General features: G+C 74.9%; 26 protein-coding genes. 12 read left to right on the top strand and 14 right to left on the bottom strand.

Annotation, left to right across the window (positions count from 1 at the left end; translation table 11 throughout):
• Positions 1 to 89 precede the first annotated feature (89 nt).
• Both PH191_RS04295 and recG read right to left on the bottom strand, forming a co-directional pair.
• On the bottom strand, positions 90 to 1,001 hold the full coding sequence (locus PH191_RS04295; protein WP_274193371.1) for a C40 family peptidase: 912 nt from the start codon (positions 999 to 1,001) through the stop codon (positions 90 to 92).
• Positions 1,002 to 1,412: 411 nt separating this feature from the next.
• Positions 1,413 to 3,635, bottom strand: coding sequence for an ATP-dependent DNA helicase RecG (gene recG, locus PH191_RS04290; RefSeq protein WP_274193680.1), 2,223 nt, complete (start codon positions 3,633 to 3,635; stop codon positions 1,413 to 1,415).
• Positions 3,636 to 3,831: 196 nt separating this feature from the next.
• Here recG and rpmB point away from each other — a divergent pair, with 196 nt between their 5' ends.
• Positions 3,832 to 4,023 (top strand): 50S ribosomal protein L28, encoded by a 192-nt coding sequence (gene rpmB / locus PH191_RS04285; RefSeq protein WP_274189554.1) that lies wholly within the window; start codon positions 3,832 to 3,834, stop codon positions 4,021 to 4,023.
• A gap of 19 nt (positions 4,024 to 4,042) precedes the next feature.
• Here rpmB and PH191_RS04280 read toward each other — a convergent pair whose 3' ends face one another.
• Positions 4,043 to 4,984 (bottom strand): helix-turn-helix domain-containing protein, encoded by a 942-nt coding sequence (locus tag PH191_RS04280; protein ID WP_274193370.1) that lies wholly within the window; start codon positions 4,982 to 4,984, stop codon positions 4,043 to 4,045.
• A 113-nt stretch (positions 4,985 to 5,097) separates the two neighbouring features.
• Positions 5,098 to 5,340 carry a DUF397 domain-containing protein gene (locus tag PH191_RS04275; RefSeq protein WP_274193369.1) on the bottom strand — a complete coding sequence of 81 codons (243 nt, stop codon included), beginning with the start codon at positions 5,338 to 5,340 and terminating at the stop codon, positions 5,098 to 5,100.
• 134 nt (positions 5,341 to 5,474) lie between these two features.
• On the opposite strand from PH191_RS04275, the gene PH191_RS04270 reads away from it, so the two are divergent.
• Positions 5,475 to 5,873, top strand: a complete 399-nt coding sequence (locus PH191_RS04270; RefSeq protein ID WP_274193368.1) for a hypothetical protein — start codon at positions 5,475 to 5,477, stop codon at positions 5,871 to 5,873.
• 19 nt (positions 5,874 to 5,892) lie between these two features.
• Here the strand turns inward: PH191_RS04270 and PH191_RS04265 are convergent, their stop codons facing one another.
• The 3 genes from PH191_RS04265 to aceB form a co-directional block, all read right to left on the bottom strand.
• The gene (locus PH191_RS04265; protein WP_274193367.1) at positions 5,893 to 6,573 is read right to left on the bottom strand and encodes a uracil-DNA glycosylase; all 681 of its coding nucleotides are present in this window, start codon (positions 6,571 to 6,573) and stop codon (positions 5,893 to 5,895) included.
• 150 nt (positions 6,574 to 6,723) lie between these two features.
• Positions 6,724 to 7,185, bottom strand: a complete 462-nt coding sequence (locus PH191_RS04260; protein ID WP_274193366.1) for a GNAT family N-acetyltransferase — start codon at positions 7,183 to 7,185, stop codon at positions 6,724 to 6,726.
• 44 nt (positions 7,186 to 7,229) lie between these two features.
• On the bottom strand, positions 7,230 to 8,831 hold the full coding sequence (gene aceB, locus PH191_RS04255; RefSeq protein WP_274193365.1) for a malate synthase A: 1,602 nt from the start codon (positions 8,829 to 8,831) through the stop codon (positions 7,230 to 7,232).
• A 131-nt stretch (positions 8,832 to 8,962) separates the two neighbouring features.
• Here aceB and PH191_RS04250 point away from each other — a divergent pair, with 131 nt between their 5' ends.
• Genes PH191_RS04250 through PH191_RS04230 form a run of 5 tightly spaced genes read left to right on the top strand, consistent with a single transcriptional unit; the run spans position 8,963 to position 14,520 of the window.
• Positions 8,963 to 9,721, top strand: a complete 759-nt coding sequence (locus PH191_RS04250) for an IclR family transcriptional regulator (RefSeq protein WP_274193364.1) — start codon at positions 8,963 to 8,965, stop codon at positions 9,719 to 9,721.
• Positions 9,718 to 10,485, top strand: a complete 768-nt coding sequence (locus PH191_RS04245; RefSeq protein WP_274193363.1) for an HAD family hydrolase — start codon at positions 9,718 to 9,720, stop codon at positions 10,483 to 10,485. Before PH191_RS04250 ends, PH191_RS04245 begins: the two co-directional genes overlap by 4 nt.
• Complete coding sequence (locus PH191_RS04240; protein ID WP_274193362.1) at positions 10,485 to 11,936, top strand: FAD-binding oxidoreductase; 1,452 nt, start codon at positions 10,485 to 10,487, stop codon at positions 11,934 to 11,936. The genes PH191_RS04245 and PH191_RS04240 overlap by 1 nt, the downstream gene beginning before the upstream one ends.
• Positions 11,933 to 13,096 (top strand): FAD-binding oxidoreductase, encoded by a 1,164-nt coding sequence (locus PH191_RS04235; protein WP_274193361.1) that lies wholly within the window; start codon positions 11,933 to 11,935, stop codon positions 13,094 to 13,096. Before PH191_RS04240 ends, PH191_RS04235 begins: the two co-directional genes overlap by 4 nt.
• A complete protein-coding gene (locus PH191_RS04230; RefSeq protein ID WP_274193360.1) occupies positions 13,093 to 14,520 on the top strand; it encodes a (Fe-S)-binding protein in 1,428 nt (475 codons plus the stop codon). Before PH191_RS04235 ends, PH191_RS04230 begins: the two co-directional genes overlap by 4 nt.
• Positions 14,521 to 14,576: 56 nt before the next feature.
• On the opposite strand, the gene PH191_RS04225 is transcribed toward PH191_RS04230, so the two are convergent.
• A complete protein-coding gene (locus PH191_RS04225; RefSeq protein WP_274193679.1) occupies positions 14,577 to 15,575 on the bottom strand; it encodes a thiamine-phosphate kinase in 999 nt (332 codons plus the stop codon).
• Positions 15,576 to 15,720: 145 nt separating this feature from the next.
• Here PH191_RS04225 and PH191_RS04220 point away from each other — a divergent pair, with 145 nt between their 5' ends.
• Both PH191_RS04220 and PH191_RS04215 read left to right on the top strand, forming a co-directional pair.
• Positions 15,721 to 15,957, top strand: coding sequence for an Lrp/AsnC ligand binding domain-containing protein (locus PH191_RS04220; RefSeq protein ID WP_274193678.1), 237 nt, complete (start codon positions 15,721 to 15,723; stop codon positions 15,955 to 15,957).
• 3 nt (positions 15,958 to 15,960) lie between these two features.
• Positions 15,961 to 16,515, top strand: a complete 555-nt coding sequence (locus PH191_RS04215; protein ID WP_274193359.1) for a DUF3515 domain-containing protein — start codon at positions 15,961 to 15,963, stop codon at positions 16,513 to 16,515.
• Positions 16,516 to 16,521: 6 nt separating this feature from the next.
• Here PH191_RS04215 and PH191_RS04210 read toward each other — a convergent pair whose 3' ends face one another.
• The 3 genes from PH191_RS04210 to PH191_RS04200 are packed head-to-tail and all read right to left on the bottom strand — an operon-like array spanning position 16,522 to position 19,875.
• Positions 16,522 to 17,652 (bottom strand): D-alanine--D-alanine ligase family protein, encoded by a 1,131-nt coding sequence (locus PH191_RS04210; protein WP_274193358.1) that lies wholly within the window; start codon positions 17,650 to 17,652, stop codon positions 16,522 to 16,524.
• A 22-nt stretch (positions 17,653 to 17,674) separates the two neighbouring features.
• Complete coding sequence (locus PH191_RS04205) at positions 17,675 to 18,472, bottom strand: tryptophan 2,3-dioxygenase (RefSeq protein ID WP_274193357.1); 798 nt, start codon at positions 18,470 to 18,472, stop codon at positions 17,675 to 17,677.
• Entirely contained in the window at positions 18,469 to 19,875 is a 1,407-nt protein-coding gene (locus tag PH191_RS04200; RefSeq protein ID WP_274193356.1) for an aminotransferase-like domain-containing protein, read from the bottom strand. Before PH191_RS04200 ends, PH191_RS04205 begins: the two co-directional genes overlap by 4 nt.
• Positions 19,876 to 19,935: 60 nt before the next feature.
• Here PH191_RS04200 and PH191_RS04195 point away from each other — a divergent pair, with 60 nt between their 5' ends.
• Positions 19,936 to 20,604 (top strand): pyridoxamine 5'-phosphate oxidase family protein, encoded by a 669-nt coding sequence (locus PH191_RS04195; RefSeq protein WP_420791743.1) that lies wholly within the window; start codon positions 19,936 to 19,938, stop codon positions 20,602 to 20,604.
• On the opposite strand, the gene PH191_RS04190 is transcribed toward PH191_RS04195, so the two are convergent.
• The 3 genes from PH191_RS04190 to PH191_RS04180 are packed head-to-tail and all read right to left on the bottom strand — an operon-like array spanning position 20,601 to position 22,901.
• Positions 20,601 to 21,071 carry an ATP-binding protein gene (locus PH191_RS04190; RefSeq protein WP_274193354.1) on the bottom strand — a complete coding sequence of 157 codons (471 nt, stop codon included), beginning with the start codon at positions 21,069 to 21,071 and terminating at the stop codon, positions 20,601 to 20,603. The genes PH191_RS04195 and PH191_RS04190 overlap by 4 nt on opposite strands.
• Positions 21,072 to 21,126: 55 nt before the next feature.
• The gene (locus tag PH191_RS04185) at positions 21,127 to 22,146 is read right to left on the bottom strand and encodes an NAD(P)H-dependent glycerol-3-phosphate dehydrogenase (protein WP_420791742.1); all 1,020 of its coding nucleotides are present in this window, start codon (positions 22,144 to 22,146) and stop codon (positions 21,127 to 21,129) included.
• On the bottom strand, positions 22,143 to 22,901 hold the full coding sequence (locus tag PH191_RS04180; RefSeq protein ID WP_274193353.1) for a lysophospholipid acyltransferase family protein: 759 nt from the start codon (positions 22,899 to 22,901) through the stop codon (positions 22,143 to 22,145). The genes PH191_RS04185 and PH191_RS04180 overlap by 4 nt, the downstream gene beginning before the upstream one ends.
• A 139-nt stretch (positions 22,902 to 23,040) precedes the next feature.
• Between PH191_RS04180 and cofC the strand changes: the two genes are divergently transcribed.
• Both cofC and PH191_RS04170 read left to right on the top strand, forming a co-directional pair.
• Complete coding sequence (gene cofC, locus PH191_RS04175; RefSeq protein WP_337994037.1) at positions 23,041 to 23,748, top strand: 2-phospho-L-lactate guanylyltransferase; 708 nt, start codon at positions 23,041 to 23,043, stop codon at positions 23,746 to 23,748.
• A gap of 85 nt (positions 23,749 to 23,833) precedes the next feature.
• The gene (locus PH191_RS04170) at positions 23,834 to 26,173 is read left to right on the top strand and encodes an RNA degradosome polyphosphate kinase (protein WP_274193352.1); all 2,340 of its coding nucleotides are present in this window, start codon (positions 23,834 to 23,836) and stop codon (positions 26,171 to 26,173) included.
• The last annotated feature ends 31 nt before the right edge of the window (positions 26,174 to 26,204 follow it).

Genomic DNA, 26,204 nt, shown 5'->3' with positions numbered 1-26,204 from the left:
AGCTGGGGAGCCTCCGCACACCGCATGGTCCGGGCCCGCCGTTCGGGGCGGCGGGCCCGGACTTCTCTGTCTCGCGGTCGGTCCCGGCCTCAGGCCAGACGACGGATGGTGTTCATGTCGTCCATGCGCCGCTCGACATCCGAGATCTTGACGTCGGAGCCGGACTGCGGCGCCTCGATCATCTTGCCGTCGCCGATGTAGATGCCGACGTGGCTGACCGGGCTGTTGAAGAAGATGAGGTCGCCCGGCTTCATGCTGCCGGCGTCGACCTCCTGGCCCTCCTGGGCCTGGGCGCGCGAGGTGCGCGGCAGCTCGATGCCGGCCTTCTCGAAGGCGAACTGCGTGAGGCCGGAGCAGTCGAAGCCGTCCGGGCTGGTGCCGCCCCACACGTAGGGGACGCCCAGCTGGCCGCGCGCCGCGGCGATGGCCTGCCGCGCGACGGCCGACCCGGCCGACGGGGCCGAGGCCTGCTCGTCGGAGGACGCCGACTGCGCGCTCCGCTGCGACACCGACTGGCGCTCCGTCGTCTGCTGCGCCGTGCGCTGGGCGGCGGCGCGGGAGTCGGGCGAGTCGTGCTTGATCGACGAGGCGGAGGCGGCACCCGAGTTGACGACCGGCAGCACCGAGGAGGTCGCGGCGTCGGTGGGGCGCGCCGCGGGGGCCACGGCGAGGTTCGCCGAGGCCAGCTGCGGGGAGAGCGCGGTCTCGCCGGTGGCCGGCGGCTCCTGGTCGCCGATCAGGCCGTGCGTGGCCATGCCGCCGGCGGTCGCGACGGCGCCGAGGGCGGCCAGCGACAGCCCGGCGGTCTTCGCGGCGCGCGAGAGCGGGTGGGCACCCGTGTCCGTGACCGGGCGGCCACCGTGACGACCGTGCGCCGACCGGGCGCGACGGTCCTCGGGGACGATGCCCATCGAGCCGGTCGTCGCGGCCTCGGGGGCACGGTGACGTCCAGCCGGACGCGTGGTGGGGGCGTCCGCGATCTCGGGGAGCACAGCCGTCATGCGCGATCTCCATCGCCCGCCGGGCGGCGCTCGACGGACCGGGGTTCGTGGGGACGACCCCGGGTCCGCGGACGGCGGGCCGCTGGGGAGCTGCGGCTCGACGTCGGTCACCCGCCCCGTCCTGGGACGTCGTGCGCTCCGGGGAGGCCGCCGGACGGGGAGTCGGACGTTGCGGCCGAGCGCGCCGCTGGGCTGATGCTCAGCGACCACCGAAACGTAACCGATCCGTGACCCCACGACGCCACACCACGCCGTCACAGCGCGCTCTGCGGTCGTTGCACCGCGCTCATCGGTTTGCGCCCGGAACACGGGACCGCTCGCCGCGACGTACACCCGAAACGGTGACGACGAGCGGCCGCACTCACCCCCGGTTGCCGGAGTGCGGCCGGTCGGGGTTGGTGCGGACGGGGGTCACAGCCGGTCGAGGAACGCCGCCGAGGCCTCGTCGACCACCGAGCGCACCAGCCCGGCGAGACCCGGGTGACGGGCGAGCGTGGGGTCGGCGCCGACCACCTCGCGGGCCTCGTCACGGGCCTCCGCGACGAGGTCGGCGTGCTTGAGCACCGAGAGCATGTGCAGCCGCGAGCGACGCCCGGACTGCTGCGCGCCGAGCACGTCGCCCTCGTCGCGCACCTCGAGGTCGAGCCGCGAGACCTCGAAGCCGTCGGGCGTGGCCGCGAGGCGCTCGAGGCGCGTCAGGGCCGGTGAGCCCTCGAGGGCCTCGGTGACGAACAGGCAGGACGACGACGCCGACCCGCGGCCCACCCGCCCCCGCAGCTGGTGGAGCTGCGAGACGCCGAAGCGGTCGGCGTCCAGGATGATCATCATCGTGGCGTTCGGGACGTCCACGCCGACCTCGATGACCGTCGTCGCCACCAGGACGTCGACCCGGCCCTCGGAGAACGCGCGCATCACGGCGTCCTTCTCGTCGGTGGGCATCCGGCCGTGCAGCACCTCGAGCCGCAGCCCGGCGAGCGGTCCCGCGGCGAGCATCGGCGCGACCTCGGCCACCGCGAGCGGCGGGCGCGCCTCGGGGCCGGGCTCCTCGTCGGCGTCCGCCTCGGGGTCGAGCAGGTCGTCGGCGGCGCGGGCCGGCTCGTCGTCCTCGGTGCCCGGCTCGCCGCCCTCCTCACCGATGCGCGGACAGACGACGTACACCTGGTGGCCCGCCGCGACCTCCTCGTGCACGCGCTCCCACGCCCGCTCGAGCCAGCGGGGCTTCACGCCGGCCGGCACCGCGGTGGTCGCGATCGGCTGGCGGCCGGCCGGGAGCTCGTCGAGCACCGAGGTGTCGAGGTCGCCGTAGAGGGTCAGCGCGACGGTGCGCGGGATCGGCGTCGCGGTCATCACCAGCACGTGCGGCGTCGTGGTGCCCGGGCGCGAGCGCAGCTCGTCGCGCTGGTGCACTCCGAACCGGTGCTGCTCGTCGACGACGACGAGGCCGAGATCGGCGAAGCCGACGCCCTGCTGGATCACCGCGTGGGTGCCGACGACGATGCCCGCGGCCCCGGACTGGGCGTCGAGCAGCGCCTCGCGACGGGCCTTGGCGCCCAGCGACCCGGTGAGCAGGGTGACGCGCGTGGCGTGCCCGTCGGGGTCCGCGTCCAGCTCACCCGCCCGTCCGAGCGACCCGAGCATCGCGCGCAGCGACCGGGCGTGCTGCGCGGCGAGGACCTCCGTCGGCGCGAGGAGCACCGCCTGCCGTCCGGAGTCGACGACCTGGAGCATCGCCCGCAGCGCGACGATCGTCTTGCCCGAGCCGACGTCGCCCTGCAGCAGGCGGTTGAGCGGCTCCGTGCCGGCGAGCACCTCGGCGAGCGACTCGCCGACCGTGGTCTGGGCGCCGGTGAGGGCGAACGGGAGGCGGGCGTCGAACGCCGAGGCCAGACCGTCCTCGCGGCGGGGGCACGCGGGTGCCGGGCGGCTGGTGGCGTTCGCCCGGCGCCCGGCCATCGCGAGCTGCAGGCCGAACGCCTCGTCCCACACCAGCCGCCGCCGGGCCGCCCGCTGCTCCTCCCAGGTGTCGGGCAGGTGCACCCGGCGCAGGGCGTCGCCGAGCGTCGCGAGCCCGTGGGCGGCGCGCAGCACCTCGGGCAGCGGATCCTCGGGGTCGTCGAGGAGGTCGAGCACCTGGCGCACGGCCATCATCACCACCCACGAGCGCAGCTTCCTGGTGGCCGGGTAGATCGGGATGAGCCCCGGCAGGTCGGCGCTGACACCGGCGCCGAGCACGATGAACTCGGGGGCGGCGAGCTGCCAGCCGCCCTTGTAGCGGCTGAGGTCGCCGGAGAACAGGGCGCGCGTGCCGGGCTGCAGGTCGCGCTCGCGGTAGGGCTGGTTGAAGAAGGTGCAGGTGAGGCGCTGGGCGCCGATCACCACCGTCGCCTCGGTGATGTGGCCCTTGCGGTGGCGCATCCGCCGCCCGGAGACGCTGTGGACGGTGCCGAGCAGCGTGACGTGCTCCTTGTCGCGGAACCGCTGGTCCTCGCGGTCGGAGGAGTGCGTCACCTGGGTGTGCGCGATGTAGCGACGGGGGTAGTGGCGCAGCAGGTCGCCCACGGTGTGCAGCTCGAGCTGGCGGGCGAGCGGCCTCGCGGTCTTGTCGCCCAGGGCCGTGGGCAGCGGCGTCTCCATCCCCACCACGGGGACCACGATGTCATCCCACCCCGACAGGGACACCGCGCGACCCGTCGGCCCGCGCGGGCGCCACCCCGCCGGGATCGCGGGCGTCACGCCTCGGCTACCCTGACGTCAGGAGCGCACCGCCGTCCGCGGTGGAGTGCGCCGCTTCGCAGGACGAATACCGCCAGTACGAATGAGGAGTTCAGCCGTGAGTGCCGTCTGTGACGTGTGCGCGAAGGGCCCGGGGTTCGGGAAGTCGGTGTCGCACTCGCACGTGCGGACGAACCGCCGCTGGAACCCGAACGTGCAGACCGTGCACGCCCGCGTGGCCGGTGGCAACCGCAAGCGGATGAACGTCTGCACCTCCTGCCTCAAGGCCGGCAAGGTCAGCCGGGGCTGAGTCCCCGGCTCGCCCTCCGCTAGTTGCGGAGGTCGTCCCGCAGCGCGACCAGGGCGTCGCGCGTCGCGTGCGGCGCCAGTGCCTGCGCGCAGAGCAGCTCCATGGTGGCGAGGTAGTCGTCGACGTCGCTGCGCTTGTCGAGGTACAGCGCACTCGTGAGCTGCTCGAGGTACACCACGTCGGGCACCTCGGACCCGCGGGCGAACCGCAGGATGCTGAACGGCCCGCCGGCGCCCGCGTGGCCGCCGAGGTGGAACGGCACCATCTGCACGATCACGTGACGCCGGTCGGAGACCTCCAGCAGGTGGTCGACCTGGGCGCGCATCACCTCGGCGCCGCCGGTCAGCCGACGCAGCGCCGCCTCGTCGACCACCGCCCACAGCGTCGGGGGGTCCTCGGCGGCCAGCACCCGCTGGCGACGGAGTCGGAGCTCGACGCGACGCTCCAGCTCCTCGTCGGACATCGACCCGTGCCCGAGCGCGGTCACGTGCCGCACCATCGCCTCGGTCTGCAGCAGCCCGGGGACGAACTGGGGCTCGTAGGTGCGGATCTGGGCGGCCGCCTGCTCGAGGCCCACGTAGGTCTCGAACCAGGGCGGGAGCAGGTCGGAGTACCGGTGCCACCACCCGGGGGCGTTCGCGCGTCGCGTCAGCGCGAACATCTGCGCGCGCTCGTCGACGTCGTGGACGCCGTAGAGGCTGAGCAGGTCGGCGACGTCGCGCTCCTTGAACCCGGTGCGCCCGTTCTCCAGCCGGCTGATCTTCGCGTGCGAGCCCCGGATGCGGTGGCCCGCGGCCTCGCGCGTGACCCCGGCCCGCTCGCGCAGCGCGCGCAGCTGCTGGCCGAGCACGATGCGCAGGACCGTCGGGCCGCCGCCGGGGACGTCGCGGATGTCCCGGACCTCCGCAGGCGCCGGGTCCGACGCCGGGTCCGACGCCGTGGCCTCCCCCTCCGGTGCCACGGCGGGACCTCCATCAGCCTGACGTCGGCAGCCCGCCGGAGCGCGCCCGAGCTGCGCAACGACCGTAGCAGCAGGCCATGGCCCCGACGGCGCATCCGGGCCGTCCGGCGACGCTAGGCGCCCTCGGCCAGCAGGTCGTCGAAGTCGCCGTCCTTCGCCCCGAGGATGAAGGCGGTCATCTCCGCGCGCGTGTAGACCAGCACGGGTCCGTCGCGGTGTCGCGAGTGGCGCACGGCCACGCCCCCGTCCGGCAGCGGCGCCACCTCGACGCAGTTGCCCTTCGGGTTGCTGCGCCGGCTCTTGCGCCACGCGACGTCGTCCTGGAACGCGGCGTGCGCGTCGACGAACTCGGGCATGCGGTCTCCCCCCGGTGCTGCAACAGCGCTCTGCGGTGCAGATCCGCGGTGCAGATGTTCTTGCATCTGCACAGTACGTCGGTCAGGGTGGGGGGCGTCGCCGACGTCGGGTGGAGCGACGAACGGAGGTCCGCGTGAGCCAGCCGGGATACCGGAACGCTCCCGGACAGACCCCTGCCCCGCTCCGTGTCAGCTCCGAGCGGCTCACGGAGGACGAGGCCCGCGCCGCGTCCACGGCGAGGGCCGCCGCCACGATCGCGCCCACGGGGCCGGTCCCCGTGCCGCCCCCCGCTCCCGGCCAGCCTGCTCCTGACCAGCGGATGTCGTCGTCCGCGCCGGTCGTCGCCCGCCCCTCCCTGCCGGTGGTCGCCCCGCGCCCGCGCCGCCGGTTCGGCGAGCTCTGGCGCCTCGTGTTCGCCCGCCGCCGCGCCGGACGTCACCGCCCGGAGACCACCCCGCCGCAGGGGTGGAGCATGTTCGCGCCGCAGCGCCCCCCGGGCCGCCGCACCACGCGGCGCTGGGGACGTCGCTGACGTCCCGCCCTCTCGGGGTCTAGGGCAGCCGCCAGTCCAGCGGGTCGTCACCGAGCTCGGTGAGGTACTCGTCGACGCGGCTGAACGGCTTCGACCCGAAGAACCCGCGGTCGGCCGACATGGGGCTCGGGTGCGCCGACTCGACGGTCGGCACCTCGTCGCCGAGCAGCGGCTTCACCGTCTGCGCGTCCTTCCCCCACAGCACCGCGACCAGCGGCTGGTCCGGGCGCAGCACGAGCGCCTGCACGGCGGCCTCGGTGACCTTCTCCCAGCCCTTGTTCCGGTGCGAGCCGGGCGCGCCGGGCTCCACGGTGAGCACCCTGTTGAGCATCAGGACGCCAGCCTGCGCCCACGGCGTGAGGTCGCCGGTGCTCGGCGCGGGATGGCCCAGGTCGCTCTGGTACTCGCGGAAGATGTTCTGCAGGCTCTTCGGCAGCGGGCGCACGTCCGGGGCCACCGAGAACGACAGCCCGACGGCGTGGCCGGGCGTCGGGTACGGGTCCTGGCCCATCACCAGCACCCGCACGTCGGCGAACGGCTGCTGGAACGCCCGCAGCACGTTCGCGCCCGCCGGCAGGTACTTGCGGCCCGCGGCGACCTCGGCGCGCAGGAAGTCGCCCATCGCCGCGACGGTGTCGGCGACCGGCTCGAGCGCCTCGGCCCATCCGGCCTCGACGGATTCGGAGAGGGAACGGGCCACGCGGGGAGCCTCCGGAACGGGCGGGCGGACGGTCGACCGACGCTAACGCCCGACCGCCGCCGTCCCGCACCCACCCGGGGCTCCGGGCTGTGATCACCAGGCGGAGCGGCACGCCGAACGGGTCGCTCGACGTGCTTTCCGGTCTGCTGATCAGCGACGGGCGAGCACGCGGGCGAAGCAGAGGCTGTCCGGCTCGTCCCGGTAGACGCCGAACCGCGGGATCGCGACGTAGCCGCGGGCGCGGTAGAACGCCAGCGCCTCGGGCTGCTCGGTGCCGGTCTCGAGCACGGTGCGCGGGCACCCCGCGCTCGACGCGGCCCGCTCGAGCGCGTCGAGCAGGGCGCCGGCCAGCCCCCGCCGTCGGTGCGCGGGGTCGACCCACATGCGCTTGATCTCGGCGTCGCCCGGGCGCAGCACGTCCCGGTCGGCGGCGTCGATCGTCGTCGCGTCGTGGCGACGCCAGCCCCCGCAGCACACGGGCACGGTGCCCGGCAGGCTCCCGAGCAGGAAGAGCCCGCGCGGCGGCGCGAACTCGGCGGGGTCGACCGGTGTCCGGTCGGCCCCGCCGTAGCGCTCCACGTAGAACGCCTGGACGGCGTCGACGAAGCGCACGCTCTCCGGGTCGTCGTAGGCCGCGACCCGGAGCGTCAGCTCGCTCAGTCGATCAGCTCGTAGGCCGGGAGGGTCAGGAACTCGACGTAGTCGTCGGCCAGGGCCACCGACTCGAACACGTCGCGCGCCTCCTGCCAGCGACCCTTCTCGAAGGTCTCCTCGCCGACGGCGTCCTTGATCTTGTCGAGCTCCTCGCCGACGACCTGGCGGACGTAGTCGGCCGTGACCTTCTGCCCGTTGTCGAGCTCGATGTCGTTGTGCAGCCACTGCCAGATCTGCGAGCGCGAGATCTCGGCGGTGGCGGCGTCCTCCATCATGTTGAAGATGCCGGCCGCGCCGGTGCCCGAGAGCCAGGACTGGATGTACTGCAGGCCCACCGACACGTCGTTGCGCAGGCCCGCCTCGGTCTCGTCGCCCGGCGTCGACTTCACGTCGAGCAGCTCGGCGGCGCCCACCGAGACGTCCTCGCGGGTCCTGTCGAGCTGGTTGGGCCGGTCGCCGAGGACCTTGGTGAACTCCTCGCGGCAGATCTCCACCAGGTCCGGGTGCGCGACCCAGGAGCCGTCGTAGCCGTCGCCGGCCTCGCGGGCCTTGTCCTCGTGGACCTTCGCCATGGCCTTCTCGTTGGCCTCGGGGTCCTTGCGCGAGGGGATCTGGGCCGCCATGCCGCCGATCGCGAACGCGCCGCGCTTGTGGCAGGTGCGCACGAGCAGCTCGGAGTAGGCGCGCATGAACGGCACCGTCATGCCGACCGAGTTGCGGTCGGGCAGCACGAAGTCGCGGCCCCGGGACCGGAAGTTCTTGATCACCGAGAACAGGTAGTCCCAGCGGCCGGCGTTGAGGCCCGAGGCGTGGTCGCGCAGCTCGTAGAGGATCTCGTCCATCTCGAACGCCGCGGTGATCGTCTCGATGAGCACCGTCGCGCGCACGCTGCCCTGCGGGACGCCGAGCAGATCCTGGGCCTTGGTGAAGACGTCGTTCCAGAGCCGCGCCTCGAGGTGCGACTCCATCTTCGGCAGGTAGTAGTACGGCCCGCTGCCGCGCTCGACCAGCGCGCGGGCGTTGTGGAAGAAGTAGAGCCCGAAGTCGACGAGTCCGCCGGCGATCTTCTCGCCGTCGACGGTGATGTGCTTCTCGTCGAGGTGCCACCCGCGGGGGCGCACGACGACGGTGGGCTGCTCGTCGGCGGTGACCTCGTAGTGCTTGCCCTCGGGGCTGTCGTAGGTCAGCTTGCCGTCGCCGGACTGGGCGTCGATGAGGTTGACCTGGCCCGAGACCACGAGCTCCCACGTGGGGCTGTGCGAGTCCTCGAGGTCGGCCAGCCAGACCTTCGCGCCCGAGTTCAGCGCGTTGATGGTCATCTTGCGGTCGGTGGGGCCCGTCATCTCGACGCGGCGGTCGCGCAGGTCGGCCGGCGCCTCGGCGACGGTCCAGTCGCCGTCGCGGACGTCCTTCGTGTCCGGCAGGAAGTCCAGCGTCCCGGTGCGCGCGATCTCCTCGCGGCGCTCCTTGCGGCGCTCCAGCAGCTGCAGCCGCGTGGGCTGCGCGTGCCGGTGCAGCTCGGCCAGGAACGCGAGCGCGTCGTCGGTGAGCACCTCCTCCTGGCGATCGACGGTGTAACCCGACACCTCGACACCGGTGGCCATGGTTGAACGCTCCTCAGACGAGACGATGGTGCTGGGGCACGTTTCTACATCATGGAAGTTGACTTCCGCAATGCGGAATGATGGAGTGGCTGCGCCCTGCGTCACAGGCGTACCCGGGGAGGAGGAGTGCGATGCCGTCGGTGCAGTCCCTGACACGGGCGCTCGACCTGCTCGACCACCTCGCCGACGCCGGGGGGCGCGCGACGCTCTCGGAGCTCGCCGCCGCCTCGGGCCTGCCGGCCGCGAGCGTCCACCGCCTGCTCGCGACGCTCGTCGCCCAGGGCCACGTGCGCCGCGAGGCGGGCCGGCGCTACGCCCTCGGGCCCCGGCTCGTGCGTCTCGGCGACGTCGCGGGCCACGTGCTCGGCGAGGGCGTCGGCCCGGTGCTGCGCGAGCTGGTGGCCACCACGGGCGAGTCGGCGAACCTCGCGGGCCTCGACGGCGACGCCGCGGTGTACCTCGCCCAGGCCGCGTCGCCGCACCCGATGCGCATGTTCACCGAGATCGGCCGCCGGGTGCCCCTGCACGCCACGGGCGTCGGCAAGGCGCTGCTGGCCGCCATGGCGCCCGGCGACGTCGAGGCCGCGCTCGCCCGCACCGGCATGCCCGCGCGCACCCCGGCCACCCTCACCGACCCCGGCCGCCTGCGCGCCGAGCTCGACGTCGCCCGCACGCGCGGCTGGGTGCTCGACGAGGGCGAGCAGGAGGTCGGCGTGCGCTGCGTGGCCGCGCCCGTGCCCGGCGCGCCCACGCCGTGCGCGGTGTCGGTGTCCGGCCCGGCGGCGCGCTTCGGACCCGGCGAGGCCGCCGAGGCCGGCCCGGCGGTCGTGGCCGCGGCCGCGCGCCTGGGCGAGGAGCTGGCCGGACTGCCCGACGAGGAGCTGCGATGACCCCGCCCGAGACCCCTCCCGACGTGGCGGTCTGCTGGGACGTCGACGGGACGCTGCTGCGCGGCGGCGTCGTGGGCCGCGAGGTCCTCGAGCAGGCGTTCACCACCGTCACCGGGCACCCGCCGCCCGAGGAGCAGGTCATGATGCCGGGGCGCACCGACTGGCTGATCGGCGAGGCGCTGCGCGACGCCCTGCCCGACGAGCACGCCACCACCGTGCGCGGGCGCGGTGACGCCTTCGGCCACGACATGATCGCCGAGGTCGGCGCGGAGTGGGGACGCCGCGAGCCCGACCTCGCGGCCGTCGCGCACACCCTGCCCGGCATCCCGGAGACGATCGCCGCGCTCGCCGCCGAGCCGGGCGTCGTGCAGACCCTCACGACCGGCAACGTCCGCGCCGGCGCCCGGGCCAAGCTCGCCGCCGTCGGGCTCACCGACGGCCCGATCGACCTCGCGCTCGGCGGCTACGGCGAGGGACCGGGCGAGCGGGTCCGGGTCGTCGAGCAGGCCCGCGACGCGCTCGCGGCCCGCTACGGGAGCTCGCCGACGCTGGTCGTCGTCGGTGACACCCCGCTCGACGTCGAGGCCGCGCACAGGGCGGGCGCGATCGCGGTAGGAGTGGCCACGGGCGGGGCAACCCTCGTGGAGCTGCACGCGTCGGGCGCCGAGCACGTCGTCGCCGACCTCGCCGACCCCGGACGTCTGGTGGCGATCGTGCGGTCGGCGCGCGAGGATCGTCGGACAGCGAGTCGGGGAGGTGGCTGATGGTCGACGCCCAGATGGTCCGGGAGTTCACCGACCTGTTGTCGGAGAACGGCGTGATCACCGACGAGGTGGGTCTGCGCAGCTACGAGTGCGACGGCCTCACCGGGTTCCGGCAGGTGCCGGCGCTCGTCGTGCTCCCCCGTGACGCCGAGGAGGTCGCGGGCGCGGTCCGGCTGTGCGCGGAGTACGGGATGCCGTTCGTGGCGCGCGGGGCGGGCACCGGCCTGTCGGGCGGTGCGATGCCCGTCGCCGACGGCGTCGTGATCTCGCTGCAGAAGCTGCGCCGCATCCTCGAGATCGACGTCGAGAACCGGCGCGCGGTGCTCGAGCCCGGCGTCTACAACCTCGAGATCTCCAAGGCCGCCGCCCCGCACGGGCTCTACTACGCGCCCGACCCCTCCAGCCAGCAGGTCTGCACCATCGGCGGCAACGTCGCGGAGAACTCCGGCGGCGCGCACTGCCTGAAGTACGGCTTCACCACCAACCACGTGCTGGAGATGGAGGTCGTGCTCGCCGACGGCTCGGTGGTGACGCTCGGCGGGCCGACCGGCGAGCAGGCCGGGCCGGATCTGCGCGGGCTGTTCATCGGCTCGGAGGGCACGCTCGGCGTCTGCACCAAGGTCACGGTCCGGCTGCTGCAGACGCCGCAGTCGGTGCGCACGGTGCTCGCCGACTTCCCGTCGATCGAGGCCGCGGGCGACACCGTCGGCGACATCGTCGACGCCGCGATCATCCCGGCCGCGGTGGAGATGATGGACTCGCTGGCGATGGAGGCCTCCGAGGCCGCCACCGGCGCGGGCCTCACCGTCGACTCCCCCGCGGCGCTGATCATCGAGCTGGACGGCCCGGCGGACGAGGTCGAGGCGGAGTTCGAGCAGCTCACGGCCATCTGCGAGCGCCACGGCGCCACGCGGCTGCACGTGCCACAGGAGGCCGAGGAGCGCCAGAAGGTGTGGAAGGGGCGCAAGGCCGCGTTCGCCGCGGTCGGGCGGATCAGCCCCGACTACATCGTCCAGGACGGCGTCGTCCCCCGGACGCGTCTGGCCGAGGTGCTCACGCGCATCGCCGACATGGGCCGCGACGCCGGCCTGCGCGTCGCCAACGTCTTCCACGCGGGCGACGGCAACCTGCACCCGCTGGTGCTCTACTCGGAGGCCGCGGGCGAGCACGACGCCGCCGAGAAGCTCTCCACCGACATCGCCGAGCTGTGCGTCGAGCTGGGCGGGTCGCTCTCGGGCGAGCACGGGATCGGCACGGACAAGGCGTGCTCGATGCCGGCGATGTTCTCCGAGGACGACCTCGGGGTCATGCACCGCGTGCGGCTCGCGTTCGACCCGGACTCCCGCTGCAACCCCGGGAAGCTCTTCCCGACGCCCCGGCTGTGCGGCGAGCGTCCCGGCAAGTACCAGCCCCACCCCCTCGAGGAAGCCGGAGTGATCGAGCGACTGTGAGCACCCCAGCGGTCAAGACCGTCACGCCCACCACCGTTGACGAGCTCCGCGACGCCGTCCTCGACCACCCCGGCACGCTCCGGGTCGCCGGCGCCGGTACGGCCGCCGACTGGGCGGGCACGCCCGCGCCCGCCGACACCGTCCTCGACGTCACCGGGCTGAGCGGGATCGTCACCCACAACCCCGGCGACATGACCGTCGAGGTCCGGGCCGGCACGCCGTTCGCCGCGCTGCAGGACGAGCTCGCGCAGCACCACCAGCGCGTCGCCGTCGACCCCGCCCGCGCGGCCGAGGGCGCCACGCTCGGCGGCCTGTTCGCCACCGCGGACTCCGGCCCGCGGTCGCTGCAGTACGGCTCGCTGCGCGACCTCGTCATCGGCGCGACGGTCGTCCTGCCCGACGGCACCACCGCCCGCTCCGGCGGGCACGTCATCAAGAACGTCGCGGGCTACGACCTCACCAAGGTCCTGCACGGCGCGCACGGCACCCTCGCGGTGATCGCCGGGCTCGTGCTGCGCCTGCACCCGGCCCCGCGGTCCACGCCCACCGCGGCCGTGCCGACCGACCGGGCGGGGATGGCCGACCTCGCCCGCCGCGTCGCCGACAGCCCCGTCGAGGCCGTGGCGGTGCAGTGGCACGCGGACCGTCTGCTGGTCCTGTTCGAGGGCTCCGAGGACGGCGCCGACGCCCGAGCCCGCCGGCTCGTCGAGACCGTGGGCGGCGAGCTCCTCGCCGCCAACGAGGCGACCGCCGCCTGGGACGCGCACGGTGCCGCGGTGCGCGCGAGACCCGAGGGCCGCGCGGTGTTTCGCCTGGGCGTCATCCCGGCGGCGCTGCCCGGCGTGCTGGACGGGCTCGAGGCCGACGCCGGCGCGCTCACGGAGGTGACCGCGTCGCCCCGCACGGGGATCGCCACCGTGGCGCTGCCCGCCGACGCCGACCTCGTGGCAGCCGCGCACCGCCGCGTCGCCGAGGCCGGCGGCACCTCGTCCCTGCGCCAGCGTCCCGACGGGGCGTCCCTGCCGGCGTTCGGGCCCGCGCCCGCCTCGGCCGTCCTGCTGCGCGCCGTCGCGGCGTCCCTCGACCCCGAGCAGCGCCTGGGGCGCGGACGCCTCGCGCCGTGGGTCCCGCTACCCGAGACGACCGGAGTGACCGCATGACCATCCACCCCACCACCGGCCCCGGGCCCGACTTCTCCTCCGAGCGCGGCGAGAAGACCTCCCCCGAGCGCGCCGACGTCCTCGGCGGCGCGGCGACGTCTCTCGGGCACGGGTCGTTCGACGACCACCACCCGCCGGCGCAGGAGCTGCTCGACGACTGCGTGCACTGCGGCTTCTGCCTGCCGACGTGCCCGACGTACGCGCTGTGGGGCGAGGAGATGGACTCCCCGCGCGGGCGCATCTACCTCATGGAGATGGCGAAGAAGGGCGAGATCCCGCTCCAGGGCGCGTTCACCACCCACATCGACCGCTGCCTGGGCTGCATGGCGTGCGTGACCGCGTGCCCGTCGGGCGTGCAGTACGACCGGCTGCTCGAGGCCACCCGGCCGCAGATCGAGCGCCACGTGCCGCGCACGCGGGCCGACCGGTGGTTCCGCGAGGCGATCTTCACGCTCTTCCCCTACAAGCGGCGGCTGCGCGCGGCGTCGATCGGGGGCGCGCTGTACCAGAAGCTGCGCCCGAAGAGCATGGACAAGCTCATGGCGCGGGTCCCGCAGCGCTTCGAGCGCCTCGTGGCCATGGAGTCGCTCCTGCCGCCGGTGCGCCTGCGCGACGCCTTCGCGCGCATCGCCCCCCGCACGCCTGCGGTGTCGTCCCCCACCCATCCCACGCGGCGCGGGCGAGTGGGCCTGCTCACCGGCTGCGTGCAGGACGTCTTCTTCCACCCCGTCAACGAGGCCACCGTGCGGGTGCTCGCGGCCGAGGGCTGGGACGTCATCGCCCCGCGCGAGCAGGCGTGCTGCGGGGCTCTCGGCCTGCACGCGGGCCGGGAGGCGGAGGCCGCGGAGCGCGCGAAGAAGCTGATCGCGACGTTCGAGCGCGCCGAGGTCGACACGATCGCCACCAACGTCGCCGGCTGCGGGTCGTCGATGAAGGAGTACGGCGAGCTGCTCGCCGACGACCCGGAGTGGGCGGAGCGGGCGTCCGCGTTCGCCGCCAAGGTCCGCGACATCTCCGAGATCGTCGACGAGACGCTCGCCGACCCCCGCGCGCGGCGGCACCCGATCGAGGCGAAGGTCGCGTACCACGACGCCTGCCACCTCGGGCACGCCCAGAAGATCCGCACCGAGCCGCGGCGCGTGCTGCGCGCCATCCCGGGGGTGGAGCTCACCGAGCTGCCGGAGTCGGAGATCTGCTGCGGGTCGGCGGGGATCTACAACATGCTCCAGCCCGAGGCCGCGGGCGATCTCGGGCGGCGCAAGGCGGACAACATCCGCGGCACCGGGGCCGACGTGCTCGTCACGGCGAACCCCGGCTGCCTGCTGCAGATCCGCAAGTACCTCGACGGTGAGCTCCCGATGCTCCACCCGATCCAGCTGATCGACGCCTCCATCCGCGGCGTCCGGCCGCCGGAGATGGGCTGACGGACCCTACGTGAGCGAAGTTCCCGGCTAGGGCGGGGAACTTCGCTCACGTGGGGTCAGCGCCAGTGCCGCCAGCCCGGGTCGCCGGCGCCGCCCCAGCGGTCGGCGTCGACGGTGACGCCGGTGCCCGAGCGGACCTCGCCGCAGACGACCCAGTCGGACGGCACCGCGTCCTCGCTCGGGAAGGTGGCCGCCAGCGCGTGGTCCTCGCCGCCGGTGAGCGCCCAGGTCAGCGGATCGCCGCCGAGGGCCGAGGCGACGTCGCGCAGCTTGTCGGCCACGGGCACCAGGCGCGAGGAGAGGTCGATGTGCACGCGGGAGGCCCGGGCGACGTGCCCGAGGTCGGCGAGCAGGCCGTCCGAGGTGTCGATCATCGAGGTGGCCCCTGCCCGCGCGGCGACCGGGCCCGCGCGCCAGGGCGGGCGCGGCGTGCGGTGCGCGGCGACCATGGCCACCGGCGAGCGGAAGCCCCGGCGCAGGACGGCCATCCCGGCCGCCGACCAGCCCAGCTGCCCGCAGACCGCGACCACGTCGCCCGCCCGTGCGCCCGACCGGGTCACCGCCTCCCGGCCCTCCAGGGCACCGAGCGCCGTGATCGAGACCACGATGGTGTCGGAGGACACCGTGTCGCCACCGACGACGCCGATGCCCGCGTCCGCCGCCGCGTCCCACACACCCGACGCGAGGCCGTCGAGCACCTCGGTGCTCGTCGTGCCGGGGCAGGCGAGCGACAGCAGCAGCGCCGTCGGGACCGCGCCCATCGCCGCCACGTCGGACAGGTTCGCGGCCACGGCCTTCTGCCCCACCTGCTCGGGCGCGGACCAGTCGAGACGGAAGTGCACGCCCTCGACCAGCGTGTCCACGGTCGCCACGACCCGACCGTCGGGCGCCGCGACCACCGCGGCGTCGTCGCCGGGCCCCAGCAGGGTCTGCTCGGGCTGGAAGCGCCCCTCGGTCAGGCGGTCGATCAGCCCGAACTCGCCGAGCTCCCCGACCGTCGCCGCGGCAGACGGCGTCGCCCGATCGGGCGCCGACGCACCGGACGTACCGCCGATGCGTCGGACAGACCCCTCGGGTCGTCCGCTTCCCCCGCGCCCGTTCGCCGTCCGGCTCACCCCTCGACTCCCTGCGGTACCTTGCCTGCCACCTGAGTGCCGACGTTCCCACCACCGTCGGCCCGTTCCCCGAGGAGGCATGTCCGTGGTCCAGGCCTACATCCTGATCCAGACCGAGGTGGGTCGTGCCTCCGCGGTCGCCTCGGACGTGGCCGGGATCACTGGGGTGACCCGGGCGCAGGACGTGACCGGACCCTACGACGTCATCGTCTGCGCGGAGGCCGACGACGTCGACTCGCTCGGGCGTGATGTCGTCGGCGCCGTCCAGAAGGTCCCGGGCATCACCCGGACGCTCACCTGCCCCGTCGTGTCCACCGACTGAACGGTGGCTCCCTGGCGCGCGCCGGACGTGGCGCGCCGGCTCCCCCGCGTGCTCGTCGGGATCGTCCTGTCGCTGCCCGTGCTGCTCCTCGGCGGCGTCCTGCTGGCCTCCGTCGTGTTCGTGCGGGACCCGGTGCCCGACGTCGACACCGTGCGGCTCACCGTGCGGGGCGTGCCCACACCCGCCGCGGCGAGCGCCGACTGCTCCCGCCTGCTCTCCGGGCTGCCCGGCGAGATCCGGACCGACACCGGGATGCTGCCGCGGCGGATCCTGGCCGACCCGGTCCCGGCGGCCACGGTCGCGTGGGGCGGCGAGGACGGGGCGACACCGATCGTCCTGCGCTGCGGTCTCCCCCGTCCCCCGGAGGGCGCGACCGGGCCGCTGCGCGACGTCGTCGGCGTCGACTGGGTCGCGGTGGCGGACGACACGCCGGGCAGCACCACCTGGGTGACCGTCGACCGGGCCGTCCACATCGGCCTCACGGTGCCGGACGGGTTCGGGGAGGCCCCGCTGCTCGACGTCTCGCGCGGGGTCAAGATCGCGCTGGTGAGCCGCTGACCCGCCTCAGCGCGGCCCGACCCCGCGGGCGAGCGCGGTCTCGACGAGGGTCTCCAGCAGCGTCGGGTAGTCGATGCCCGCGGAGTCCCACATGCGCGGGTACAGCGACGTCGCCGTGAACCCGGGCATCGTGTTGAGCTCGTTGACGAGCAGCCGCCCGTCGCCGGTGAGGAAGAAGTCGACGCGCGCGAGACCCTCGACGTCCATGACTCGGAAGACCTCGACGGCCGCGGCGCGCACCGCCTCGGCCACCTCGTCGTCGAGCTTCGCGGGCACGTCGAGCTCGCACGCGTCGTCGAGGTACTTGGTGTCGAAGTCGTACCAGCCGGCGTCGCCGCCGACGACGCGGACCTCGGCGGGGACGCTTGCCTCGACCCGGCCGTCGGTGCGCTCGAGCACCCCGCACTCGATCTCGCGCCCGACGATCGCGGCCTCGACCAGCACCTTCGGGTCCTCGGCACGGGCCTTCGCGACGGCGGCGTCGAGGTCGGCCCAGTCGGCCACCCGGCTGATGCCCACCGACGAGCCGGCGCGGGCGGGCTTGACGAACACCGGCAGCCCCAGCCGGTCCTTCTCGGCGTCGGTGAGCCCGGAGCGGCCCCGGTGGAGCACCACGGCGTCGCCGACCGAGAGCCCGGCGTCGCGCAGCAGGCGCTTGGTGACGTCCTTGTCCATCGACGCCGCGCTCGCGCAGACCCCGGCGCCGACGTAGGGCACGCCCGCCATCTCGAGCAGCCCCTGGACGGTGCCGTCCTCACCGCCGGGGCCGTGCAGCACGGGGACGACGACGTCGACGCGCCCGAGCGAGCTGCCGTCCTCGAGCGCGACGATCTCGCGGCGCGTCGGGTCGGCGGGCAGCGCGACGGGCCGCCCGGACGTGACCTCGGGCAGCTCGCGGCCGTGCAGCCGCAGCACCTCGGGGTCGGTGGGGCCGAGCACCCAGGCGCCGTCGGGCGTGATCGCGACCGGCAGCACGTCGTAGCGGGCGGGATCGAGGTGCGCGAGCACGCTGCCGGCCGAGAGGCACGAGATGCGGTGCTCGCTGCTGCGCCCGCCGAAGAGGACGACGACGCGGGGGCGGTCCTGCGGGTCGCCTGCTCCCCGGCCTGCTCCCCGGCCTGCTCCCTGGCCCGTCATGGCGGCGGAGCCTACGCCGGGCTCAGAGGGCGGTCCGGACCGCGTACAGCTCGGGGAAGAACGACAGGTCGAGGACGCGGCGCAGGAAGGACGCGCCGCTCGTCCCGCCGGTGCCGGTGCGCAGGCCGATGGTGCGCTCGACGGTCTTGAGGTGGCGGAAGCGCCAGAGCTGCAGGTTGTCCTCGATGTCCACGAGCTCCTCGCAGGTCTCGTAGACGTCCCAGTGCTCCTCCGGGGCGTCGTAGATCGCGCGGAACACCTCGACCAGACGCGGGTCCTCCCGGTGGGGCTCGCGCACGTCGCGCTGCAGCACGTCGTCGGGCACCGGGAGGCCGCGGCGCGCGAGCAGGCGGAGGAACTCGTCGTAGAGGCTGCGCCGGTCCAGCGCCGCGGTGAGCACCGCGCGCGCCGCCTCGTCGTCGGCGAACACCTCGAGCATCGCCGCGTCCTTCGCGCCGAGGACGAACTCGACCGCCCGGTACTGGTAGCTCTGGAAGCCCGACGACGACCCGAGGAACCCGCGGAAGCGCTGGTACTCGCTCGGCGTCAGCGTCGCCAGCACCGTCCACTGCTCGATGAGCTGCTTCTGCACGTGCTTCACGCGGGCCAGGCGCTTGAGCGCGAGCGGGAGGTCGTCGCCCGCCAGGTCGTCGCAGGCACCGGTGAGCTCGTGGAGGGCCAGCTTGAGCCACAGCTCCGAGGTCTGGTGCTGGATGATGAACAGCAGCTCGTCGTGGGCCTCGGGGCGCGACAGCGGGGCCTGCGCCGTGAGCAGCGCGTCGAGGTGCAGGTATCGCCCGTACGTCAGGGGCTGGGTCACGGGGACGATCCTGTCCGCCCGGCGAGCACGTCCGCCAGTCTCACCAGGGCGTCGTCCAGCTCCGCGGCCGACGGCCCGGCCCACCCGACGAGCACGCCGCACGCGGCGCCGGGCACGTCGGGGTCGAGGTGGTGCTCGCCGATCCCTCCGATCTGCAGGCCCACGCGGGCGGCGGCGTCGACGGTCGCCCGCTCGGCGGCCCGGTCGGGCAGCGGGACCAGCAGGTGCGCGCCCGCCCGGTCGCCGCGCACGGCGTGCCCGGTGGCGGTCACGGCGTCGACGACCCGCGTCCGGCGGGCACCCAGCTCGCGGCGCAGCCGGGCCAGGTGGCGGGCGAGGGCGCCGTCGGCGTGCAGGGCGGCCACGACCTGCTGGCCGGCCGGGGCGGGCCGCACCCCCGTGCGTCGCCGGCGCTCCAGCACGGCGTCGCGCACCGCGGGCGGCGCCACCATCCACCCCGCGCCCAGGGTCGGTGAGAGGATCTTGCTGGTGGTGCCGAGGTGCACGGTGACGTCGGGCGCCAGGCCGGCGAGCAGCGGCAACGGGGCGACGTCGAAGCGCAGCTCGCCGTCGTAGTCGTCCTCGACGAGCAGGAGGCCCTCGTCGCGGGCGCGCTCCGCGAGCGCCGTCCGCCGGGCCACGGGCAGGCGGGCGCCGAGCGGGTACTGGTGGGCGGGCGTGAGGTACACGGCGTCGAGCCCCGCGGGGAGGTCGTCGACCCGCAGGCCCTCGTCGTCGACGCCCACCCCGACCACGGTCGCGCCGGCGTCGCGCAGCACCTCGGTGGCCCGCACGTAGCCGGGGTCCTCGACGGCGACCCGCGGGGCGCGCCCGGTGCGGGCCCGGAGCACGGCGACGACCTCGGCGAACCCGTCGGTGGTGCCGGTGGTGGCGAGGACGTCCCCGGGCGCCGCGGCGAGCCCGCGGTGGTGCAGGAGCAGGCGTGCGACGGCGTCGCGGAAGGCGGGCAGGCCGGCGTGCTCGGGGCGGGGCGCGGGCTCGCGGTCGCCCGCGTGGCGCCAGGCCCGCCGCCAGGCCTGCCGGTCGAGCACCGCGAGGCACGGGGACCCGGGCCGCAGGTCGAGCAGGTCGGTCCCCCGTGAGCGAAGTTCCCGGCTATAGCCGGGAACTTCACTCACGTGGGACGTCGCCAACACGTAGGTGCCGGCGCCGCGGCGGGGGCCGAGCCAGCCCTCGGCGACGAGCTGGTCGTAGGCGGCGGCGGTCACCGTGCGGCTGACGCCGAGCTCGCCGGCCAGGACGCGTGTCGAGGGCACCCGCTCGCCGACGCGCAGGGCGCCCGAGGCCGCGGCGGCGCGCAGGCCGTCGGCCAGCTGGGTCGCGAGCGGGGTCGGCGTCGCCCGGTCGAGCGGGAGCGCCAGCTCGGGAGGCAGGCCGCGCACGAGTGGCCTCCTGGAGTCGGACGGAAGTGGCCGTTCGAGCATGCCACTGTGTCGCCGACGATGGACCTCGTGACCGCACCACCGCTCTCCCCCACCGACCGCTCCACCGTCCGCCGCCACCGCGACCGCCAGCGCGCCGACCGCGCCGAGCTGCACGCCGTGCTCGACGAGGCCCTCGTCGCGCACGTCGGCCGGGTCGTCGACGGCGAGCCCGTCGTGCTGCCCACGCTGCACGCGCGGATCGGCGAGACGCTCTACCTGCACGGCTCCAGCGGCGCGGCGAGCCTGCGTGGCGACGAACCGGTGTGCGTCACCGTCACGATCATCGACGGGCTGGTCTACGCGCGGCGCTGGTTCACCCAGTCCGCGAACTACCGCAGCGCCGTGGTCCGCGGGCACGCCCGCAGGGTCGCCGACCCCGACGAGGCCCTGGCCGCGATGCGGGCGCTCGTCCGCCAGGTCGCGCCGGGCCAGGACGACCACGCCGACCCGCCGAGCCGCAAGGAGATGGCCGCGACGTCGATCGTGGCGCTCGACCTCACCGAGGCCAGCGTGAAGGCGCGCACGGGCCCGCCGGGTGACGGCGACGCCGTCGCGGCGGGCGACGGCCGGTGGGCGGGCGTCGTCGGCCTCGAGATGCGCGTGACCGGGGTGACGACGTGCCCGGCGCTGCCGGAGGACACGCCGGTGCCCCCGCACGTGCCGCGCCACGGGGACCGGACGAGCTAGACCAGCGCCACCGTGCGGTCCTCGGCGGTCCGGATGCGCCGGCGGAGCTGCACGGTGGTGCCGTGGTCGCCGGGGAGCACGGCGGTGGCGTGCGTGAGCTCGCGCATCAGCGGCAGCCCGCGGCCGCGCCAGCCGGGCCCGCTGCTCGGGCGCCAGGCCCCCTCGTCGGTGACGGTGACGACGAGGTCACGCCCGGTCAGCAGCGGGCAGGAGACGGCGGCCCAGAGCGTCATCAGCCCGGGCGTCCCGCGCTCGACGTAGGCGTGGTCGACGACGTTGGCGAGCGCCTCGTACACCGCGAGCGCGAGGTCGTCGGCGGTGTCGAGGTCGGCCAGCGGGTCGACCCAGGCCCGGAAGCGACGGCGCAGGATGGCCGCGTTGCCGGTGTCGGCGAGCGCGCACAGCTCCAGCGGTGCCACCGCCGTCCTCGGCACCGTCCGCGGGCCCATCCGCTGCAGCACGTCCATCGCCGCCAGTGTTCCCGGGCCCCGGCCCCGCAAACGTGACGGCGACCCCGGTTGTTCACTCGACCTTGAGCTCCCGGTTGATCAGCTCGTCGCCGACCTCCTTGGCCGTCACCTCGCCCGCGCAGACGCGGCGCACGGCGTCGACGATCGGGGTGTCGACGCCGTGGCGGCGGGCGAGCTCGCCGATCGCGTCGCAGGACTTCACACCCTCGGCGACCTGGCCGTGGTTGGCCTCCTCCGCCTCGGCCATGCTCAGGCCGCGGCCCAGGGCCTCGCCGAAGCGCCGGTTGCGCGAGAGCGGTGACGAGCACGTGGCGACGAGGTCGCCCATGCCGGCGAGACCCGCGAGCGTCATCTGCTCGGCGCCCAGCGCCACCGCCAGCCGCGAGATCTCCGCCAGGCCGCGGGTGATGAGCGAGGCCGTGGTGTTGTCGCCGTACCCGAGGCCCGCCGCGGTGCCGCAGGCCAGCGCGATGACGTTCTTGCACGCGCCGCCGAGTTCGCAGCCGACGACGTCGGCGTTGGTGTAGGGCTTGAAGTAGCCCGTCGAGCAGGCGTGCTGCACCGAGACGGCGCGCTCGTGGTCGGAGCACGCGACGACGGTGGCGGTGGGCTGCTCGAGGGCGATCTCCCCGGCGAGGTTGGGCCCGGACACCACCGCGACCTCGTCCGCCGCGGCCCCGGTGACCTCACGGATCACCTCGCTCATGCGCAGCAGCGAGCCGCGTTCGACGCCCTTGGCGAGGCTGACGAGCGTGACACCGCGCGGCAGGTGGCCGGTCCAGCGCTCGAGGTTCTCGCGCAGCCGCTGCGCCGGCAGGGCGAGCACGACGGCGTCGGCCCCGTCGAGCGCCTCGTCGGCGTCGGCGGTCGCGGCGAGCGCGGCGGGCAGCGTCACGTCGGGCAGGTACTCGTGGTTGCAGCGGTCCAGGGCCACGTGCTCGGCGACCTCGGCGCGCCGCGCCCACAGCGTCACCGGGGTCCCGGCGTCGGCGAGGACCTTGGCGAACGTCGTGCCCCACGTGCCCGCCCCGAGCACCGCCACGCGCCGCAGGCGCACGGGGGTGCCGCTCACGTGCCGGAGCCCCGCGGCCTGCGGGTGGGCTCCGGCGCCGGCTCGCCGCGGACGTCGGCGAGCAGGTCGCGCACCGCGGACATCATCCGCTCGGTCGTCTCGCGGAGCAGGGCCACCTCGGTGGACCGGTCGCGGTCGGGGCCGGCCTCCCGGGCGCGGGCACGCACGTCGTCGAGCGGCACGGGGTCCCCCGCCCGCACGGTGATCGTGGTGCGCCACGAGGGCCGGAAGCGGCGCTTGTAGTGATCGTAGACCGACAACGTGCCCCAGTGCACGACCGGGACGACCGGCACGTCGCTGTCGAGGGCGAGGCGGGCGGCGCCGGAGCGGGCGTTCATCGGCCAGCCCTCCGGGTCGCGGGTGATCGTGCCCTCCGGGTAGATGACGACGACGCCGTCGTCCGCGAACGACGCGCGGGCCGCGTCGAGGCTCGCGCCGGCCTCGACCGAGCCGCGGCTGACGGGGATCTGGCGGCTCCCGCTCAGGGTCCGGCCGAGCACGGGGACGTCCCAGAGCGACGCCTTGGCCAGGAACCGCGGCACGCGCTTCGCCCGGTGGACGAACACCGCCGTGTACACCGGGTCGAGGTAGGAGACGTGGTTGCACACCAGCATCGCCGGGCCGCGCTCCGGCACGTTCTCGAGGCCCTCCATGCGGCGCTTCGCCAGCAGGAGGGTCATCGGGTAGAAGACCGCCGCGGCCAGGGCCACCCACGGCCCGCCCTTCTCGCGCGCCCGTGCCACCGGCTCGCCCACCTCCACGTCCCCACTCGTACGGGTCCGGACCACCCCGGCCCGTCGCGGGAAGTCTCTCCCGACCGTGGAGGCCGGTCCAGCGGGGCCCGCCGGGTCCGATCACCCGCCCCCGCTGGTCGCCGAGGGGCAGACTGGAGCCGTGGACGTGCTGGTCGACCTCGTGGTGCCGGTCAAGGAGCTGCGCCGCGCGAAGTCGCGACTCGCCCCGGCCGTCGCCGACCTGCCGGGCGACGACGTGTCCCGTGAGCAGGCCCACCGCGCCCTGGCCCTCGCCCTGGCCCGCGACACGTTGCGCGCCGCCCGCGCCGCGGAGCGCACCGGCCGCCTGGTCGTCGTCACCACCGAGCCCGCCGAGCAGCTGGGGGCGGGCGGGCCGTGGGAGACCGTGCGCGACACCGGCGGCGGCCTCAACGCGGCGCTGCGCCGTGGTGCGGATCACCTGCGGCGCACCGGCTCCCGCGAGCACGCCGTGGCGGTGCTGCAGGCCGACCTGCCCGCCCTGCGTCCCGACGAGCTCGACGAGGCCCTGGCCCGCGCGGCGGCCCGGTTCGCCGAGGGCGCGACGTCGGCCTTCGTCGCCGACCACGCCGGCACCGGCACGACGCTGCTGGTCGCCGCGCCGGGCCACCCGCTGCGCCCGCGCTTCGGGCCGGGATCGGCGGCCGCGCACGGCGGGGCGGGGGCCGTGGCCCTCGACGGCGCGTGGCCGGGCCTGCGGGGCGACGTCGACACCCCCGGCGATCTGGCCCGGGCCCGCGACCTCGGCGCCGGCCCCCACACGCGGGCCTGGCCCGACCCCCCGACCGCCACCGCCGTCGGGGCCCCGGCACGCGAGACGGCCTGCTGAACCACGTCCGTCGAGCGGATGGACGGGGGTGGTCCGCGTCGCGGGTCCCTCGCGGTGCCCGGGCACCTCGGGCACCATCGGCGGCGTGAGCCCCTCCACGTCGTCCACGTCCGCCGAGACCGGGTCGAGCGACGGGACCACGGCTCCTGTCGACACCCATGCCGACACCCATGCCGACACCCATGCCGACACCCCCGCCGCCGACAGCACCCCTGTCGAGGAGCTGACCGGGCCCCGTCCCCCCGCCGCCGCCGACGAGAACGGCCGCGGGGCGCGGGGGCGCACACCCGGGGCCCCCGCCGCGCCGACGGCCGGGCCGGCGGCGCCCGCCGACCTGCCGGCGGACCGCTACGACAGCCGCGAGCTGTCGTGGCTGGAGTTCAACGCCCGGGTGCTCGCCCTGGCCGAGGACCCGAGCCAGCCGCTGCTCGAACGGGCGAAGTTCCTGTCGATCTTCGCGTCGAACCTCGACGAGTTCTACATGGTCCGCGTCGCGGGGCTGAAGCGCCGCGACCAGGCCGGACTCGCCGTGCGCGGCGCCGACGGCCTGACCCCGCGCGAGCAGCTCACCCGGATCTCCGCGCGCACCCAGGAGCTGGCCCACAAGCACGCCCGCGTCTTCCTCGACGAGATCGCCCCGGCGCTCGACGCGGCCGGCGTGCACCTCATCGACTGGTCGCAGGTCACCGACTGGGCCCGGCCCCGGCTCTCGGACTGGTTCGCCCGGCAGGTCTTCCCGGTGCTCACGCCGCTGGCCGTCGACCCGGCGCACCCGTTCCCCTACATCTCCAACCAGTCGCTCAACCTCGCGGTCGCCGTGCACGACCCGCAGACCGGCACCGAGCACTTCGCCCGCGTCAAGGTGCCGAACAACGTGCCGCGGCTCGTGCGCGTCGGCCCCGAGCCCGACGAGGACTCCCCCGCCGACAGCGACCGGCAGGCGTGGTTCCTGCCCATCGAGGACCTCATCGCCGAGAACCTCGACCAGCTCTTCGAGGGCATGACCGTCGTCGAGCACCACGTGTTCCGGGTGACGCGCAACGCCGACCTCGAGGTGGAGGAGGACCGCGACGAGGACCTCCTGCAGGCCCTCGAGCGGGAGCTGGCGCGGCGGCGCTTCGGCCCGCCGGTGCGGCTGGAGATCACCGACTCGATGAGCGAGCACATGCTCGAGCTCCTGCTGCGCGAGCTCGACGTGGACCCGCACGACGTCGTGCAGGTGCCGGGGCGCCTCGACCTCTCGGCGCTCATGGAGCTGATGCGCCTGAACCGGCCGGACCTCAAGGACCCGGTGTTCGTCCCGGCGAAGCACCCGGCGTTCAGCGAGGGCGAGACCCCGAGGAGCGTGTTCGCCACGTTGCGCGAGGGCGACGTGCTGGTGCACCACCCGTACGACTCGTTCTCCACGAGCGTGCACCGCTTCATCGAGCAGGCCGCGGCGGACCCGAAGGTCCTGGCGATCAAGCAGACGCTCTACCGCACCTCGGGTGACTCCCCGATCGTCGAGTCGCTGATCGACGCCGCCGAGGCCGGCAAGCAGGTCGTCGCCGTCGTGGAGATCAAGGCCCGGTTCGACGAGCGCGCCAACATCGGGTGGGCCCGTGCCCTGGAGCGCGCGGGCGTCCACGTCGTCTACGGCCTCGTGGGCCTCAAGACCCACTGCAAGGCCGTGCTCGTCGTGCGCCAGGAGGGCTCGACGATCAAGCGGTACTGCCATCTCGGCACCGGCAACTACAACCCCAAGACCGCCCGCCTCTACGAGGACATCGGCGTCTTCACGGCCGACGAGACGATCGCCGCCGACCTCACCGACCTGTTCAACGTGCTCACCGGCTACGCCCGGCGCACCTCGTACCGCAAGCTCCTGGTCGCCCCGTACGGGCTGCGGCGCGGGATCGTCGAGCGCATCGACCACGAGCGGGCGCGCGCCGAGCGCGGCGAGACCGCCGGCATCCGGATCAAGGTCAACGGCCTCGTCGACGAACAGGTGATCGACGCGCTCTACCGCGCGTCGGGGGCCGGCGTGCCCGTCGACCTCATCGTCCGCGGACTCTGCTCCCTGCGGGCGGGCGTGCCGGGCCTCTCGGAGAACATCCGGGTGCGCTCGATCCTCGGCCGCTTCCTCGAGCACTCGCGGATCTTCCACTTCGTCGGCGCCGACGAGTACTGGATCGGCAGCGCGGACATGATGCACCGCAACCTCGACCGCCGTGTCGAGGCGCTCGTGCCCGTCGCCGACCCGCGCCTGTCCGCCGAGCTCGCCTCGATCCTCGACTCGGCGACCGACCCGGGCACGCGCAGCTGGATCCTCGAACCCGACGGGTCCTGGGATCCGTGGCCGGTCGCCGCCGGCGAGGGCCACGAGGGCCTGCCGGTGCACGACCACCAGCTCCGGTTGCTGCAGCAGCGGCAGAGCCGGAAGTGACGGTCCGGGGAGACGGAGCGGAGCGGGAGTC

Source organism: Actinomycetospora callitridis, from assembly GCF_028737265.1.
Taxonomy (GTDB): domain Bacteria; phylum Actinomycetota; class Actinomycetes; order Mycobacteriales; family Pseudonocardiaceae; genus Actinomycetospora; species Actinomycetospora callitridis.
The sequence above is the reverse complement of the archived record's forward strand: the minus strand, read 5'-3'. Positions and strand labels throughout refer to the sequence as shown.

Coding starts and splice junctions, on each gene's coding strand:
- PH191_RS04295 (WP_274193371.1), bottom strand. CDS start 1,001: ATGACGGCTGTGCTCCCCGAGATCGCGGACGCCCCCACCACGCGTCCG.
- recG (WP_274193680.1), bottom strand. CDS start 3,635: ATGGAGACGCCGCTGCCCACGGCCCTGGGCGACAAGACCGCGAGGCCG.
- PH191_RS04275 (WP_274193369.1), bottom strand. CDS start 5,340: ATGCCCGAGTTCGTCGACGCGCACGCCGCGTTCCAGGACGACGTCGCG.
- aceB (WP_274193365.1), bottom strand. CDS start 8,831: ATGGCCACCGGTGTCGAGGTGTCGGGTTACACCGTCGATCGCCAGGAG.
- PH191_RS04250 (WP_274193364.1), top strand. CDS start 8,963: ATGCCGTCGGTGCAGTCCCTGACACGGGCGCTCGACCTGCTCGACCAC.
- PH191_RS04245 (WP_274193363.1), top strand. CDS start 9,718: ATGACCCCGCCCGAGACCCCTCCCGACGTGGCGGTCTGCTGGGACGTC.
- PH191_RS04240 (WP_274193362.1), top strand. CDS start 10,485: ATGGTCGACGCCCAGATGGTCCGGGAGTTCACCGACCTGTTGTCGGAG.
- PH191_RS04230 (WP_274193360.1), top strand. CDS start 13,093: ATGACCATCCACCCCACCACCGGCCCCGGGCCCGACTTCTCCTCCGAG.
- PH191_RS04210 (WP_274193358.1), bottom strand. CDS start 17,652: ATGACGGGCCAGGGAGCAGGCCGGGGAGCAGGCCGGGGAGCAGGCGAC.
- PH191_RS04195 (WP_420791743.1), top strand. CDS start 19,936: ATGGACCTCGTGACCGCACCACCGCTCTCCCCCACCGACCGCTCCACC.
- PH191_RS04190 (WP_274193354.1), bottom strand. CDS start 21,071: ATGGACGTGCTGCAGCGGATGGGCCCGCGGACGGTGCCGAGGACGGCG.